The sequence below is a fragment of the Paenibacillus sp. J22TS3 genome (genome assembly GCF_018403205.1).
GTDB classification, from domain to species: Bacteria; Bacillota; Bacilli; order Paenibacillales; family Paenibacillaceae; genus Fontibacillus; species Fontibacillus tuaregi.
The window spans coordinates 407,083-424,673 of sequence record NZ_BOSF01000005.1; the positions used below are offsets into that span (position 1 = coordinate 407,083).

Genomic DNA, 17,591 nt, shown 5'->3' on the forward strand with positions numbered 1-17,591 from the left:
TAACCCTCTCCTTTTACTATTGGTTATTACAGTTCCTCTCTAACTACACGATGGGCAGCTTGCAGCTGGCCGGTATCATCTTTACCCCACACGGAAATCACAATCTGATCCTCTGCGGGTCCTCCCGTTGTGAAATCGAACTTTATAGCATCCAGGTTTGCATAATAATTTCTTGTAACCACTTCAGACGGACTTACAGAAATAGGATCGACAACATATAGAGTCACTGTGGTGTCAAGTACATATCCATGTACTTGGACTGTGCCTGAGTTTACAAGATCACGATTTTCGATTTTAACGGTTAGCTGCTGAGTCGTCCTGACCCCACCCACAGGGTTGTTTTCAATTGGACCAGTTGAGAAAAAGGACATTCCATCGCTCCTTTCCACTGAGAATTTAGATGTAAATATAAAAGTTTATCAACTCCCAATCCCAAATATGTGCAGTATACAAGCACATTCATCAATTGATTTTCATCAGCTGTCCCTATTTTTAATCAATGCCAATTGGGTCATTGACCCCTAGCACTATCAATATAGTATTCCTCACATTTATAGAATGATTGGACGAGGGAGCCCCATCCCTGTTAATTTGCATCTCATTCGCAAAGTTACTTCATAACAGCTGTTCCCTTCCGCTCTTGCAAAATAAAGCTCACTCCGCCATAACGGCAGAGATGAGCTTCATACTTCGGCAGATCCCTGAAAATTTTCTCTGGTGCTTTACCAGAAGAAAGTGTATTATAGGTATCTGTCAGTTTGTTTTTTCTATTATCCTATGGCTAATTTCAAATTATTACAAAAGGGGTTTACCATCATGACTAGACATAAACTAGGCTTCTGGGTTCTAACGGCCCTTGTGGTTGGCAATATGGTCGGCTCGGGAATATTCATGCTGCCCCGCTCTTTGTCAGAAGCGGCGAGTCCTGCGGGCGTTCTGCTGGGATGGGGCGCTACCGGTCTTGGTGTGCTTATGCTGGCGCTTGTCTTTGGCAGTCTGGCTGTCCGCAAGCCGGAGCTCAGTGGGGGGCCACAAATTTACGCAAAGGAGTTATTCCGCGAAGGCTCCCACGGCGCCTTGCTGGCCGGCTTCATGTCCACCTGGGGCTATTGGGTTGGCAATATCGCCGGGTTTGTTGCGGTAATCACAACTTTTACCAGCTATTTGTCCACCTTCTTCCCGGTGCTTACCAGTGACAAGGTGTGGCTGACGCTTGGGAGCTTTACGTTAAAAGCAGGCAACGTTCTTACGTTCCTCGTCTGCTCAGTACTTTTATGGGGAACACATGCCATCTGTCTCAAGGGAATGAAGAGCGCAGGGCAACTGAACTTTATCGCTACCGCAACAAAAGTTATTGGTTTTGCGCTCTTCATTGTGATCGCCCTGTTTGCTTTTGATCAGAGCAAAATCGGACCCCTAGTGGCCCCACGTACGAACGGCAGCGGAGAAACGCTCGGGCTTCTCTCCCAGATTAACGGAGCCTCGGTCGCAACGCTATGGGCTTTCATTGGGGTTGAATCCGCTATGGTCTTTGCGGCCCGGGCCCGCAGGAAGCAGGATATACGCTGGGCAACCATCGTAGGGCTGCTAATCTCCATTGCGCTGTATGTCGGCATCAGCATCCTGACTATGGGCCTGCTCCCACAGGATCAATTGATCGCCTCCCAGAACCCACTGGTAGACGGCATTTCCACCGTGCTTGGACCCATCGGGGGCAAACTTCTGGCTGGTCTTGGCTTAATCAGCTTGCTCGGATCTACGATCGGCTGGGTGCTGCTGAGCAGCGAGGTGCCATACCAGGCCGCTAAGCTGGGCGTTTTTCTAACGTCGTTCGCCAAAGAGAACAGTAAAGACATGCCAACGGTTTCGCTTTGGGTGTCCAACACACTTGGCCAAATTTTGCTGCTGTCCACAATCTCTGGATCTATCTCGGCAGCGTTTGATTTTATCATCTATATCGCCACGCTCGCCTACTTGGTACCCTATTTGATCGCCTCGCTTTACCATCTCAAGCTGATCTGGACCGGGGAGACTTACTCCCTGCAAAAAGAACGGGTAACCGAGGGCATCATCGCGGTCCTAGCTGCTATATACTCTCTCTGGGTTATCGTTGCAGGTACCGCAGATCTTAAAACATTCCTGTTGGGTGTCGTTTTGATTGTCAGCGGCATCCTGTTCTATCCGCTTCTTCTGCGGAACAAGAAATCGGTGTAAATGAACCGGTGACCGGCTGTTTAGTTTTGTTTGAATGAAATGTAGTCTCGAACGGTCTGCTCGCCGATTCTAGTCGTTGTAGAAGTTTGTTCGTGATAGAAGGTTTATGACTTTAACGTAAAAAGCAATTCAATGAGGGCATTATCAACGGGCGTATCCTTCGGGGCATGCTCCATGGTAATGCCTTTTCCTTTAACAGCCGCTGAAGGTCACCCTTTTAGGGTGCTGCGATTCCGAGTGTTCTTACGAACACTGTTGTCTCCGAAATCTTTGAAATAACTATCCAATGGGGCATTTCGGAGACAAAGGCGGACGCTCCGCTTCTTCAGAATCACTCGGCCTCTCCGCTTCATAACCCCTCCCACGCCGACACCCGTCAATCCCGCTTCGATCGCTTGCATCTTCACTTCCAATGGATAGCTCAACTTGTTCCTAGAACACAAAAACACCTCCAAGATGATCTCCCTATCTTACGACAGGGTTCCATCCTCTTGAAGGTGTTTTGATTTGTCTCATGTTAAAGGGTCTATCCCAGCGAGAATCGTCCTGAACTCATCCTGACCGTTGATTTTTCTTCACTCGGTATGCAATGTATGGCAAGCTGCTCTAACCATCCGGTGACAGCGGCTGCACACCGTAGCGCTCCAACACCCGGTAAATCGCATCTGTGCCAAAGTCCACCGCTTCTACGGGAATACGTTCATCCGCCGCATGAATCAGTTTGGTAAACTGCATGTCCTTGGGCAGCGGCATGGGCAGGAAACCATAGGTTTGGATGCCAAGCTTCGCAAACCATCTTCCGTCCGTTCCCCCGGGCAGCAGCATCGGCACCGGAACCGCCTCCTGATCCGCTTCTTTCAGCACATCGGACAGCAAACCGAACATCCCCATGTCGGGAGCTGCGGCGCATGGATCATGGCGCAGCACTTCCAGCCCGATCGATTCATCAATCGCGAAGCGGCGCAGCTCGTCCATAAATTGCTGCGGAGTGACGCCAGGCAGCGTTCGGCCATCCAGCTCGACCGTAATTTCGCTGGGATGAACGTTGATTTTCTCACCGCCGCGAACGACGGTCGCACTGACCGTATTACGCAGAAGCGGGGCGAACGTTCCTCCCTTTTCCCCCAGCAGCTTCAGAATGAGGCCTGCCAGCCGGGGACGCAGCAGCCCCCTCAGCAGTAGCGCTGGAAGCAGCGGCAGCGCGTCGGCCATACCTTCAATCATCAACCGGGCTGCCGGTACCACATGGATCGGCAGCTTATTCCTGTTAAGTGATTGAAGCATGTTCCCCAATTGCCCCATACAGTCAGCTCCCGGCTTGCCCATGGAGCCGTGTCCCCCGTCTCCCCGAATCGTCGCTTTGAGCCAACACAGCTGCTTCTCCGCCACCATAATCGGATAAAAGGTTTTCCCCAGCGCATGAAACGCGAAGCCGCCAAATTCGCCAATTGCATACTTTACTCCCTCAAAATAATCGGCATGTCGCTCCACCAGGAAGGAAGCCCCGTATTCGCCCCCTGCTTCCTCATCGCTGACAATCGCCAGTATGAGATCGCCGCGCAGCGGCAGCTTGCGGATATGCGCGTGGAGGAAAACCGATACGAGCATCGCCACGCCTCCTTTCATATCCAGAGCGCCCCGTCCCCAGACGAAGCCTTCGTGGATATCGCCTCCGAACGGGTCACGGCTCCAGATTTGCTTGTCTACGCCAACTACGTCGACATGCCCGTACAGCAATAGCGGCGCTGCCGCTCCACTGCCCTTCAGCCTGGCGAGCAGGTTGGGCCTGGCGGGATCCAGCGCCTCAATCCGCGCTTCAATGCCCGCCTCCTCAAGCAGCTGCCGGATATACATGATGCATGCGGCTTCCTCACCCGGCGGATTTGTTGTATTGAAGCGGATCAAGGTCTGCAAAATCTCCACAGGAGACGGCAGCTCAACGCAACGCCAGGCTTCATCCTGATCCAACTCGCCATTAGCCAGCCGAATACCCATGACCCCGCTCCTTCCTACAATAGACTACCCGCGTATGATCGGTCGGATCGGTCGGCAGCAACACCTGGCAAGCTGCGCAGACCGAACTCACTCTGCAGTCTTGCAAGCCGTCGCACCCGCTCTTCGGCGGACGCGCCTTTAGTGCAGAACACCGATTCCAGCATCGTCAGCGCCTGCCGGACATGCGCCTCTGCCACTTGCTCTCCCGTCTCCCGCAGCCGCTCGACCAACTGCTGCACGCCGCGGTAAGGCGAAGCTACGCCTTGTTCATATTCAGCCGCGTTCCAATTGCGGTTGCGGACGCAAGTGGCGATAGCCAGGCAACGATTCAGCAGTTCAATTGGATAAGCATCCGTTCGCCGGCTTGCGGCAGCCAGATATGCCTCATCCTCCCTGTCGTCAAAAGCGAATACGCGCAGGCCGTTCACTGGTGCCAGCCGTTTCAACACAGTACCTGGACCCAGTTCCACAGCAGCGGCAGCGCCAATGCTTTTCTGAAATGCAAGGACCGCCGGCCAATTGACGGGTTCTGTTAATCCCCTTGCCAGATTACCCGCGATCTCTGCCGTATCTCCGTAAGGCAGACCCGTCAAGGAAGAAACAACGGGAAAGTCCAGTTTTCCAAACGGGACGCGGCTCAGCACTTCAGCAAATTGCTCAGCCGCCGGGGCCATCAACGGGCTGTGGAACGGCGCGCTTACCTGCAGCGGTATGACTGCGGCCCCATAGGCAGACAGTCTTTCGGACGCTTCATGTACGGCCTCTTTATGACCCGAAATCACCGTTTGCTGCTCTGAATTTATGTTCGATACCACAACAATACGACTTCCGTCCGCACAGTCTGCGCTAATTTCCAAGCATACCTTGGCGACAACATCCGAACTCAGCCCGTTCACCGCTGCCATCGCGCCGCCCCCTGCAGCAGCGGCCCCTTGCATCAACTCGCCGCGGCGGCGTACGAGCCTGAGCGCTTCCGGGAACGCTATGGCCCCCGCGCAGGTTAGAGCAGTAATCTCGCCCAAGCTGTGGCCGGCAGCCATCGCAGGCAGGTATCCCCATTCCCGGCTGTAGACGCGATACATGGCCACGCCAAGCGCAAGAATGGCGGGCTGGGCAATTTCAGTCCGTGTCAGCTCCGTTATCGGTCCCTCATACATCAGGCTGTCAAGGCGCATGCCCAGCGCTTCGTTCGCTTCCTCCATCGTCGCTTTGACGATTGCATACTGCTCGCTCAGCGCTTTTCCCATTCCGACGCGCTGCGAGCCCTGACCGGGAAACCATATCGCATGTTTGTTCAGCATGTTCCATCACGCTCCTTACGGGTCAGATCGGGGCAGGCGCCTCGGTCAGCATTTTGTTGATCACCGCTACAACATCACGTTCCCGCTCATGCAGGAAAAAATGTCCTCCCTCAAACAGCATCAGTTCGCAGCCTCCCGTCGCATACCGGTCCCATTCACTGAGCGGGCCTTTGACGCAGTCGTCATCCTTGCCGCTCAAGACGGCGAGCCGGAGCGGCAGCGGCGGCCGCATCCGAGGCTCATATTCGCCGATAAGCTTGAAGTCGGCTCTTAGGATCGGCATAAACATATCCAGCAGCTCCTGATGCCGGAACAGCTCATCCGGCATGCCGCCAAGCCGTTTCAGTTCCTCGATAAACTCGTCATCCGGAAGTAAATGGGTCCGGCTGGCCTCCTCCTGCTCGCAATGCGGCGCCCCTCTGCCGGAGAGGAAGACTGCCGCAGGCAGCGGGAATCCTTCCTCCCACAGCGCATGCAGCACCTCATACCCAAGCAGGCTGCCCATGCTGTGACCGAATAAAGCATACGAATCGGAGCCGAGTGCCGTCTCCAGCACCAACGGCAGCAAATCCCGCACGGCTTCCGCTGCGTCCGCATAGAATGGCTCGCCCATGCGGCTTCCTCTGCCCGCCAGTTCGGCCGGCACCAGACGCAGGCCAGGATGCAGCTGGTTCGCCCAGCGCTTGTACACTTGTGCGGAGCCCCCTGCATGCGGCAAACAAATTAAAGATATCGTCATAAAGCTCGCCTCCCGGGTAACATGTTGACACAAGCGGTCTTTAAGCCCCGTCGGCAAGCGTGGTCCAGAACGCTTTTTCCTTCTCAAACAATTCCTCCGCGAGCGCCAGCTCTCTGCCGCGTTCGAAGTCTCCCGTCACAAAGCGGTCCTTCACCAGGTCCCAGCCGTCCTTCACTACACCAAGCTGACTAGACAGCGACTCATGCAGCGCTTCGCTGATCAGCCTCTTCTCCCGCATGGATCGAAGCAGCGACATGTTGGCGATATGCCGATTGCAAATAATGTTGGCGCCAATAACGCCATAGGTCAGACGAGCCTGCTTCTTCTCCGGGTCGGAACCTGCATTCCACATGCCCTCTAATGAAAACTCCCCAAGCTCCCTCACCAGCCGCTCCGCATTTTCCACCACTTCATCCAGCTTCAACTCGTAAGGCCGAACCTTTTCCTGCAGGTTGTATACATAGAAGGCTGGCCCCAAATAAGCCGGGTTCACATTGTATTCCGAGTTGCCGTATGCTTTGAGCAGCCTTTCTTCCGGAACCTCGTGCTCTTCGTAGCCCGCAAGCGTATCGTCAATGACATAGAAGACGCCGCGCTCCTTGTCGTATCCATTAAACAGCGAATAATGGTTCCAATGGAACTTTTTCCAGGCCATGCTGCCCGGAAGCCAGCCATACAGATCGACAATTACGCTTAAGTTCCGTCCGCCATCCAGCATCGCCCTGATCTCCTCCAGCACCGTCTCCTTGCTGCGGAAATGACCGGGCTCGATATAGCGGATCACCTGTGACAGCGGAAATTTGGCCGGATCGTCCATATAATACAGCGTGTCAATTGTCGGATACCGGAAGTCCTTCTCCGTTGCAGCCTCCCAAGGATAGTAACGGTAAATGTTCAAATATGCCGCATCCCTGTAGCTGGGCTCCTCCGACACCGCAATGGAAAACGCCTGGTTCAGCATACAGTTCATCCAAAACTCGTTAAACGGTTTCCTCTTCATCGACAGCTTCATTGTTCGCCGCCTCCTTAGGCTCAGAATGTTGGTTCAGGCAAGCTTGTTTGCCGCAAGCACAGCGTGGATTTTTTGGCTTGCTCCGTTCTCGACCAGAGCACGTAAGATATTCGTATAATCTTCCGCCAAAGCCTGGACAGTTTCTTCACCGAAAAGACTTGTTGCATATTCCAAGGCAAAGCGGATTCCTCCGTCCCGCTCCGCCGCTTCAAGCGTCAAATCGAATTTGCTGACGCCCGGATCGAACTCCTTGGGTTCGAATTCAATGCCGCCTGATCGGTAAGCGACGCGATCGATATTTTGCAAAATAAACATCGTATCAAACAGCGGATTGCGGCTGCGATCCTGTTCGATCCCGAGCTTTTGCACCAAATCCTCGAACGGATAATCCTGGTGCTCCAGCGCCCGCAGTACATCCTCATGCAGCTCGGACAAATAATCGCCAACGGTCCGGTACGATTCCGGGAAGCTGCGAATCGCAACCGTATTTACGAACATCCCGATCAGCCCTTCCAGCTGCGCATGATTGCGGCCCGCTACCGGGGTGCCGACAATGATATCCTGAGCACCGCTCCATTTGCTCAGCAGCATCGAATAAGCCCCGAGCAGCACCGTATACAGCGTCGTGCCGCGCTCACGCGCAAACGCCTTGATCTTGAGCGTCAGCTCTTCATCCAGCATGAAGTCGATCAGACCGCCATCAAAGCTTTGAAGCTCCGGCCTTGGCAAGGCCGATTGGAGCGCAAGCGTCGGCAGTTCCCCTTCAAACGCCTCCAGCCAGTAGCGCTCGTGCTCCATGTAAGCCTCGCTGCCGATTCGTTCTTCCTGCCATACCGTGTAGTCCCGGTACTGGATATCCAGCTCCGGCAGCTCGCCGCCGCCGTACAACGTGGTCAGTTCCTGCAGCAGAACGCTGACGGAAACACCGTCGGTAATAATATGATGAAGATCCAGCAGCAGCAGATGGCGCTCCTCGCCAAGCGGAATCAGTCCGGCCCGGAACAGCGGCAGACTGCCGAGATCAAACGGGCGGATAAAGCGCTGCATCAGCGCGCTGATACCGCCGAATAACCCAACGTCTCCTCCTTCCGCAAGCAGCTTGCCCGCCGCCATTCTCAGCTTGGCGCTGCGCTCCAGCGTAAATACCGGCTCCGCATGAACACGCTGGCGGAACTCGTCCTGCTCGTGATGGAACGTCGTTCGGAGCGATTCATGGCGGCGCATCATAGCAAGAAAAGCTTCCTCCAGCCGCTCCACATCAAGCTTGCCCTGCATATGCACGGCGAATGGCACATGGTACATCGTTGCCTCGCCCGAGATCAGCCCCATCATAAATTGGCGGCGCTGCGCCCTCGACATCGGGTAATGCTCGCGCTCCGGCTGTTTTGAAATGCTGGCGGCTGCTACGGTTCCGCTGGTGTCCAGATGGGCCGCTAAACCTTCAAGCGTAGGATTCATAAAAATATCCCGCAGCGGTATTTGGATGCCAAAGCGTTCCGCAATGCGGCTGACCATACCCGTCGCCTTAAGGGAATGGCCGCCCAGGTCGAAAAAGCTGTCCTTGGCGCTGATCGCATCCGTACCGAGCAGCTCCTTCCAAATCGCCGCCAGCTTGCGTTCGGTATCTGTTGACAGCGGAACAAGCTCGCGTTGGCCGAGATCAGATGGTCCCGGCTTCGGCAGCGCCCTTCTGTCGATTTTGCCCGTTGGCGTAAGCGGAATCGCATCCAGAACGACCATGAAGGCTGGAACCATATACGAAGGCAGCTTGTCCCCAAGATATTCACGCAGCTGCGCGGTCAACTGGCCGGATGGAGCATCTCCGCCTTGCTCCGCACCCGCTGCCGCTTCGTTATGCATGACGACATACGCGCAAAGCGCGTATTCCTCATCCTCTTCTTGAAACGCGGTGACGACCGTTTCCTTCACCTGTTCATAGCCAAGCAGCTGCTGCTCAATTTCACCGGTCTCAATCCGGTGGCCCCTGATTTTCACCTGAAAATCACGGCGTCCCGCATAGGCGAACTCTCCATTTTCAAGCCTGCGCCCAAGGTCGCCTGTGCGATACATGCGTTCACCCGGCGCATACGGATTCGGTACAAAAGCGGTATCCCACTCGGGATGGCTGAGATATCCACGCCCGACGCCCGGCCCACCAATGCAAATTTCGCCGGTCACGCCTGTCGGCTGCAGCTTCAGCCCTTCGTCAAGCACCATCATGATGGAACCTTCGATCGGCGTGCCGATCGAAATCTCTTCACCCTCGGTCACTTCACGGATCGAGGTCCACACCGTTGTTTCTGTCGGACCGTACAAATTAAACAATCTGGCTCCGGTAACGGCTCGCAGCCTGCCGAGCACATCTGGTGTCAGCGGCTCCGCCCCGATCATCAATATGCGCAGCTTTTGCAAGCCGTCCGTTTCGCCCAGCTGATTCATCCACCATTTGAAACGCGACGGTGTAATTTGCAGCACATCGACGCCGTGCGTATCGATCAGGCCTTGCAGCAAGGCGGCATCGCCCCGTTCCTCTTCGCTCGCAAGCACAACCCGCATACCCAGTGTGAGCGGAAGCAGATTTTCAACAACAAAAATATCAAAGGAGACCGATGCCATCGCCAGGATGCTCTGGCCCTTCTCAAACGGAAGCCGGTTTCGGAAGCCCCTGATGAAATGGTCAAGCCCGCGATGCTCAATCATCACGCCTTTAGGACGTCCAGTCGAGCCCGACGTATACAGCACATACGCCAAATGGTCCGGCTTATGGCCAGGCTCCGGATTGCCTCTGTCTGCCGCATACAGCTGCGGATCGTCCAGATACCACTCGGCAGCGGCGCTCGTTACGACTCCTGCATATTCTCTTTCCGTCAGCAGAAGCGCTTCACCGCAATCCTCAAGCATCCAGCCGATCCTTTCTTTCGGGTAAGCGGGATCTATGGCAACATAGGCGCCTCCGGCTTTCAGAACACCCAAAATAGCGACAAGCAGCAGGGGACTGCGGGATGCCATCAGCGCGACAATGCGCTCTGGCCCCACACCCTTCGCCCGTAGGGAATGAGCAAGCCGATTCGCGCGTTCATTCAGCTCAGCATACGTCACCGACTCCGTGCCGAATTGAATTGCCACCGTATCCGGCGTACGCGCTGCCTGGCGTTCCACTTCCTGCACAAACCCTGTCCATTCCGTTGTTGCATGCACGGAAGCCGCTGCCGCATCTCCCTGCCAGTCCGTGATGCCTTTCCCAGCTCGAATTTCCATGCTACCATTGCTCCCCTCTCTTCTCGCAGCCTGCACCGGCCTGCTTCCTCCGGTTAACAGAGCCAGCAATTGCTCCCGCTCGCTTTCACTCATCAGCTCAAGCTCGCCAACCGTGCGATCCTGAGATCTGCACAACTCCCGCACGAGCACGATATAGCTCTCCGCCATGCGGCGCGCGGTTTCCTCTTGAAACAAATCCGTGGCGTATTCCAGTTGAAGCTCGATTTCCACTTCCCGCTCCACCGCTTCCAGAGTCAGGTCGAACTTGCTTGTCCTAGTCTCAAATGGTATTTCGCCAAAGACGAGGCCGCCAGCTTCCATCACCGCCGGGTCCATATTTTGCAGGACAAACATAACGTCAAACAAAGGATTTCGGCTTCTGTCCGTATCAGCCTTGAGCCCTTCGACCAACTCCTCGAAAGGGTACGTCTGGCGCGAAAGCGCCCCTACTACATCGTTATGCAGCTCCGCTATATAGGCCCGTACTGTCCTGTCTCTTTCCGGCCTGATCCGCAGCGCCAGCGTGTTAACGAACATACCGATCAGCCCATGCGTATCAGCATGCTCCCTGCCGGCGGCGGGAGTGCCCACAATCACTTCGGCCTGCCCGCTGTATTTGGCCAGCATTGCGGCAAAAGCGCCCAGCAGCACCGTATACAGCGTCGTCTTCGCTTCCCGCGCCAGCTTTCGCGCCTCCGCCGTTGTCCGAGCGTCCAACCGGAACGAATGGCGGCGGCCCTTATAGCTCGGCACAGGCGGCCGCGTCCGATCCGTCGGCAGCTCCAGAACAGCAAGCTTGCCTTCGAAGACCTCCATCCAGTACCGCTCATGCTCGGCATAAGTGGCATTTGCCGATTCGACCTCCTGCCACACCGCATAATCGCTGTACTGCACTCGCAGCTCCTGCAATGCGTGTCCGGCATACAGCTGTGACAGCTCATTCACCAGCAAGCCGGAGGATACGCCGTCTGTAATAATGTGATGAACATCCAGCAGCAGCAGGTGATCATCCTCCTTCAGCCGCAGCAGTCCCGCCCGCAGCAGCGGCAGCTTGTCCAACTGGAACGGTCGCTGGAACACTTCCATCAGCCTCGTCACCTCGGCACTGTTCGGCGGCGCTTCCCGCACCTCTTCATCCCAAGTCATCAATGCAGGGTCCAGCGCCTCCAGCTTGAAAACAAACGGCGGTTGAACCACTTGCCTGAACTCGTCCCTTATCATATGGAAGGTCGTCCGCAGACTTTCGTGGCGGTAGATCAGCGCTGTAAACGCATCTTCCAGCCGCGCCGTATCCAGCCTGCCCTGCAAACGAAGCGCGAACGGCACATGATACATCGTGGCGTCTCCGGCCAGCATCTGCATCATATATTGGCGGCGCTGAGCGCGTGACATCGGATACCACTCTCGGCGCTCCGCCTTCGGAATCGGCTCGGCCGCCACAGAAGCGTCGTCCCGCTCCTTCAGCCAGGCGGCCATTTCCGCAATGGTGGTAAGCTCGAATATCTGACTAAGCGGAATCTGAACCCCCGTCTCCTGCTGCAGCTTGCCCGCCAGTATGGCAGCCTTCAAGGAGTGCCCGCCAAGCTCAAAGAAGTCGTCGTGAATGCCGATCGTTCCCGCCGTATCGCCCAACACTTCCTGCCAAATGGCGGTGACGCGCTTTTCCATCTCGTCTCGCGGCAGCTCCGGCTCTCCTCGTTCCTGAAGCCCGAATTCCGGCTCCGGCAAGGCGCGCTTGTCCACTTTCCCGTTGGGCGTCAGCGGTATCTCATCAATCGCCGCGATAAAAGCCGGTATCATCGCCTCCGGCAGCTTATCTCTCAGCTTTCTTCGCCAATCCCGCGAAGGGAGCTTGTCCGAAGCGACCACATATGCGCACAGCTCCTTGTCGCCGCTTGCCTGCTCGCGGACAACCACAACCGCATCTTCCACCTCGGGAAGGGAAATCAATTGCGAGCGAACCTCATTCATTTCAATCCGCACGCCTCTGATTTTCACCTGTTGATCGGCCCGGTCCACGAACATCACATTGCCGTCCGGCAGCCACTTTGCGATATCGCCGGTGCGATACATGAAGTGGCCCTCGCGGTACGGATGCGGCAAAAAGCGCTCGGCTGTCGTTTCCGGCTTGTTCACATAACCGTCCGAAAGGCTGCTTCCGGCAATATACAGCTCTCCAGACACACCCACAGGAGCAAGCTGGCCACCATAGCCAAATATATAAATTTCGACATTATGCATCGGCCCGCCAATCGGCACATAACCCCCGCGGTAAGCGCCCGGCTTGTATGTGTACATGTTGGAGCAAACCGTCGTCTCTGTCGGGCCATAGCCATTAATAATCCGAATCTCGGGATTGACCTTCGTATACAGCTCCAGTGTTTCATCTTTAATCGGCTCTACCCCAACGAGCATTTTGTCCAGCTTAATCGCGGAAGCCGATTGCTCCAGCAGCCGGGCAACCTCCTTCAGCAAAGACGGCGGCAAATAAGCGAATGTAATCTGCTCCTCCGCAATCACCTCGGCAATTCGCCGTGGATCAAGCAATCTCGGCTCCGGGTAAAGCACTGTGCAACCCCCGAACATAAGCGGCATAAACAGCTCTGCTACACTGACGTCAAACGAAATATTGGTCAGGCTTAGGCATCTGTCTCCCTCGCCATATTGTCCGTTGAAAAACGTCCTGAGCGAATGTCCGAAATTGTAAAAGCTGCGGTGCGGAACAATGACACCCTTTGGCTGACCGGTAGAACCGGAGGTATAAATGACATACATTGGATCGGCTGGGTCCTGCGGCGATGCGACAAAAGTATCGTCTCCACCGGAGAACAGCGTCTCATCTGTTATGTCCAGCACCTGTAAGGAAGCTGGCAAGGCGTCCGTGGTTCCGATACGCGCGACGTCCGTGAATACCAGCTCCGCCCCGCTGTCCTCCAGCATATAGCGGATGCGTTCCCCGGGGTAATGCGGATCTACAGGCATATAAGCGCCTCCGGCTTTCATGACGGCGAGCATGCCGGTCAGCATAGGGATCGAGCGCTCCGCCATGATGCCAACTACGCTGCCGCGTCCCACCCCTTTGGCGCGCAAGGTTCGCGCCAGCTCATCGCTGCGGCGATCCAGCTCCCGATAGGTCATGGATTCACCGCCGCAAGATACAGCCGGGAGGCCCGGAACCGCCGCTGCCTGTTCCTTGAAGCAATCATGCAGACAGCGAGGCGGTGGAAAGTCCGTTTCGCGTTTCCCCAGCGCCAGCATGTGCACGCGCTCCTCCTCACTCAGCATCTCCGCTTCGCCGAGCGTGGCATCGGGACGAAGCGTCACGCTGCGCAGCAGCTGCACATAATGCCGCATGAACCGCTCGGCTGTCGTACGGCGAAACAAATCGGTATTATATTCCACGACAAGCCGCAATTCCGACCCATTCTCCACGGCTTGAATCATCAAGTCGTATTTGGCCGTGCCATGCTCAAAGCGCTGGTGGCGATACGACAAGCCTTCCGCTGAAGCGTTTGGAATACCCAGGTTTTGCATGATGAACATCGTGTCAAACAGTGGACTCCGGCTGGCATCCCTTCTATCCATCCACTGCGCGATTTCCTCAAATGGAAAATCGGCGTGGGCGTAAGCCCCAGTTGCTATCTCTTTCACTTCAGACAAAAAAGCTCTAAACGGCTTGTCCGCGCTCGGATAAGCGCGCAGCGCCAGCGTGCCGGTGAACATGCCCGCGATCGCTTCCAGCTCGCGCCTGTTCCGTCCCGCAATCGGCGTGCCGACGGCGATGTCTTCCGCTCCTGTATAGTGGGCAAGGAACGTGTAATACGCCGCTAGCAGTACCATAAACGGTGTTGCGCCCGATTCGGTCGCGAGGCTGCGGACAGCCGCCACCAAATCGGCACCGACGTACACGTCGAACGTTTCGCCGCGCGTGCCTTTGACGGACGGACGCGGGACATCGGTCGGAAGCTCAAGCGTTGGCCAATCTCCCCGGCATTGCTCGCGCCAATACCGCTCGGCGTCCCCGGAGGGCGGCCTGTTCATCTGCCATACCGCATAATCCTTGTACTGCAGCGGTAGAGGCGGCAGCGAACCTCCTTGATATAAAATCATCAGGTCGGACAAAAGAATACCTGCCGACATCCCGTCAGATGCAATATGATGCATATCGAGAAACAGCACATGACGCTCAGGTCCCAGCGTCAGCAATGCAACGCGGAGCAGCGGAGCCGTATCGAGTCTGAACGGCAGGAACAAGCTTTGCAGCACGCTGTCCACTTTCGCTTCATCGGCCTCTATGCGAATCAGGCGGAGAGGAATGGCAGCGTGGATGAGCTGCCGGATCTCTCCGTCGATGACGTGGAAGGTAGTGCGAAGCGTCTCGTGACGCTCTACAATGGCCTGCAGGGCGGCCTCCAGGCGGTCTCCATCGATAGCCCCGTCCAAGTGCAGCAATTCGGGCAAATTATAGCTGCGATCATCCGGCATCGCCTGCTGCTGCAAGTACATGCGTTTCTGCGGCGATGAAACCGGATAATGCTCTTGCGGAGCCGCCTTGTGAATCGGCTCAAGCTTATCGCCAGACCAAGAGTTGGACGCTTGAACGTTCATCCGCCAGGCATGTCCGTGAGACGCTTCTGATCTACCGTCCGCAGCTTGCCTGTCATGACCGTTTCTCGCCTCGTGTCTGCCGTGGAGATGGTTCACCCCTTGTCCATCGCGCTGAGCAATCCTGCCTTGCGCTGTCGACGCGCCGCTCTCCCTAAGCCGCTGCTCGATCAGCGCCGTGAAGGAAGGCAGATCCGCATGCCCGAGCAAATCCGCCACCTGAATATGGACGCCCGTAAGCTCGCTGAGCCGGTTTACAATTTTGAGTGCAATGATCGAATCTCCGCCCAGCTCATAAAACCCGGCATTTGCAGGCAGCTCGTCATAACCGAGCAGCTCTCCCCAGACATCTGCGACATGCTGCTCCCATTCAAGGCCGGAGCGCTCCCCGGTTAGCGCAATCCCGCAACGGTTCTGCCCCGTCATCCCGCTGCTTCGCTCCAGCATGGCTTGCCATCTGGCAAACGTTTCGTTCATTTCTTGCTGAAGCTCCTCAGGAATATCTCCACCAAGCAAATATCCTCTTAAAGCTGGAAATGGCGTATGCAGCGCAGCCCCAGCAGTGTGCGCCTCCTGCACCCAGCAACGGTGAGCATCGAACGGATACGTTGGAAGCGGCAGCCTTTGTCGGCGTTGACCTAGATAGATCGCCTTCCAGTCGATCTCATATCCGTCCACGTAACGTTGGCCCAGCTCAAGCGCTTCCATTTCTCGTTCGTTTGGACTGGGCTGCTGCCGCATATTCCCAACCGCTGCCGATTGGATCGTCCCAAAGCGGACGTTCGGCAATGCAAGGCCGGTAAGGCCGCTTTCGGCAGCGGCATGCAAGGTCTGGGCAAGCTCTTCCCAGCTGCTTGCCACAATCGCCAGGCGATACCGATGGGCTCCCCGGCCAACGGCTAAGGTGTAACAGAGGTCAGCCATGCTGCGGTTCTGATCGCTTCGATGCTGCCAAGCCCAGTCCCGCATCTGCAGCACGAGCCGCTCCAGCGCCGTCATGCTGTGCGCGGACAAGCAGATCAGCTCTGCTTGATCCTTACGAACCGATGGCCTCCCGGCGGGAGCCTCCTCCAGCACAACATGGCAATTCGTCCCGCTCATGCCAAACGCGCTTACTCCGCACCTTCTTGCCCCACCGTCTGTCTCCCATGGCGTCAATTCGTCATTGACATAAACGGGCGAATCAACAAACGGAATGCTGCGGTTCGGCGAGAGGTAATGAAGCGTTGGTGGAAGCTGCTTGTGAACAAGCGACAGAATCGCCTTGAGCAGCCCTGCAATGCCGGCAGCGTGATCGAGATGGCCGATATTGGTTTTCAGTGAGCCGATGGCGCAAAATTGCCGTTTATCGGTATATCTCCGGAAGGCGCGTGTCAGCCCATCGATTTCGATCGGGTCACCGAGCGGGGTTCCGGTTCCGTGCGCTTCAATATACGTCACCGTTTCGGGATCAATATCCGCATCCTGCCAGGCTCGTGCGATGACATCCTCCTGCGCAAGTGCATTCGGGGCGGTAATGCCAACAGAGCTGCCGTCCTGATTCATCGCGCTGCCTTTGATGACTGCATAAATATGGTCGCCGTCCTCCTGTGCGCGGGACAACGGCTTCAGCAGCAGCGCAACCACACCGTCGCCGATGCCTGTTCCGTCCGCCGAGTCGTCGAACGTTCTGGCCCGGTTATCGCTGGACTCGATGCCAAGCCGTATGCCGGTATCCAGCGGCAGCACGTTAATTTTGACGCTGCCGGCAATCGCCGTTTCGCATTCACCGCTGCGGATGGATTGGCATGCCAGATGGACTGCTACCAGCGAGGAAGAGCAGGCCGTGTCCACGCTGATGGCCGGCCCACGCAAATTAAGCAAATATGAAATCCGGCTTGGTATCATGGAGCTCAAATTTCCGGGCGCTGCCATGGACAAGGCATCCGGGTCCAGCGCTTCGATGATTCGCTTGTAATCATGCAGCGCGTCCCCGTTATAGCCGATAAAGACGCCGGTGCGTGAACCATGCAGTGCATCTCCGCCGTACCCCGCATTCTCAAGCGCCCCCCAGGCCGTCTGCAGGAACAAGCGCTGTGCCGGACTCATCAGCGAGGCTTCCTTGGGCGAAAGCCGGAAAAAAGGATAGTCAAAGCCTGAAATGTCTTCGATATACGCCCCGTCAAAAAAGGAAACGGAGCCGTATTGCGCCTCCATGCGGCGTAAATACGGCTTCAATTCCTCCTTGCGGGACTCCGGAAACCCGCCAACTAGATCCTTGCCGCTTCGCAGCAGCTCCCAGAAGGCTTCGTGCGATTCCGCGCGCGGCAGCTTGGCGGATATCCCGATGATCGCAATATCCTTGAGGGAAACATTGGAGACAGAGCTCCCACTCCGCTCCTTCCGCCCGGACGTGTCTTTTTTGATATCGAGCAAATCCAGTTGAAACATAGCGCCCTTCCCTCCTAGCTAATAATAGAATCGCTGA

The 17,591-nt window shown here is 56.1% G+C and carries 7 protein-coding genes; 1 reads left to right on the forward strand and 6 read right to left on the reverse strand.

All coding sequences use genetic code 11. The features are described from left to right. Window positions 1–26: 26 nt before the first annotated feature. Window positions 27–371 carry a hypothetical protein gene (locus tag KJS63_RS17985; protein ID WP_213620372.1) on the reverse strand — a complete coding sequence of 115 codons (345 nt, stop codon included), beginning with the start codon at window positions 369–371 and terminating at the stop codon, window positions 27–29. Window positions 372–816: 445 nt separating this feature from the next. Between KJS63_RS17985 and KJS63_RS17990 the strand changes: the two genes are divergently transcribed. Then, a complete protein-coding gene (locus KJS63_RS17990; protein WP_213620373.1) occupies window positions 817–2,214 on the forward strand; it encodes an amino acid permease in 1,398 nt (465 codons plus the stop codon). 606 nt (window positions 2,215–2,820) lie between these two features. Here the strand turns inward: KJS63_RS17990 and KJS63_RS17995 are convergent. The 5 genes from KJS63_RS17995 to KJS63_RS18015 are packed head-to-tail and all read right to left on the reverse strand — an operon-like array spanning window position 2,821 to window position 17,554. Continuing rightward, entirely contained in the window at window positions 2,821–4,209 is a 1,389-nt protein-coding gene (locus tag KJS63_RS17995; RefSeq protein WP_213620374.1) for a M20/M25/M40 family metallo-hydrolase, read from the reverse strand. Window positions 4,210–4,223: 14 nt separating this feature from the next. Further along, on the reverse strand, window positions 4,224–5,510 hold the full coding sequence (gene fabD / locus KJS63_RS18000; RefSeq protein WP_213620375.1) for an ACP S-malonyltransferase: 1,287 nt from the start codon (window positions 5,508–5,510) through the stop codon (window positions 4,224–4,226). 22 nt (window positions 5,511–5,532) lie between these two features. Further along, on the reverse strand, window positions 5,533–6,249 hold the full coding sequence (locus tag KJS63_RS18005; RefSeq protein ID WP_213620376.1) for a thioesterase II family protein: 717 nt from the start codon (window positions 6,247–6,249) through the stop codon (window positions 5,533–5,535). 40 nt (window positions 6,250–6,289) lie between these two features. Then, the gene (locus KJS63_RS18010) at window positions 6,290–7,261 is read right to left on the reverse strand and encodes a cysteine peptidase family C39 domain-containing protein (RefSeq protein WP_213620377.1); all 972 of its coding nucleotides are present in this window, start codon (window positions 7,259–7,261) and stop codon (window positions 6,290–6,292) included. A 33-nt stretch (window positions 7,262–7,294) separates the two neighbouring features. Continuing rightward, complete coding sequence (locus tag KJS63_RS18015; protein ID WP_213620378.1) at window positions 7,295–17,554, reverse strand: non-ribosomal peptide synthetase; 10,260 nt, start codon at window positions 17,552–17,554, stop codon at window positions 7,295–7,297. Between the last annotated feature and the right edge of the window lie 37 nt (window positions 17,555–17,591).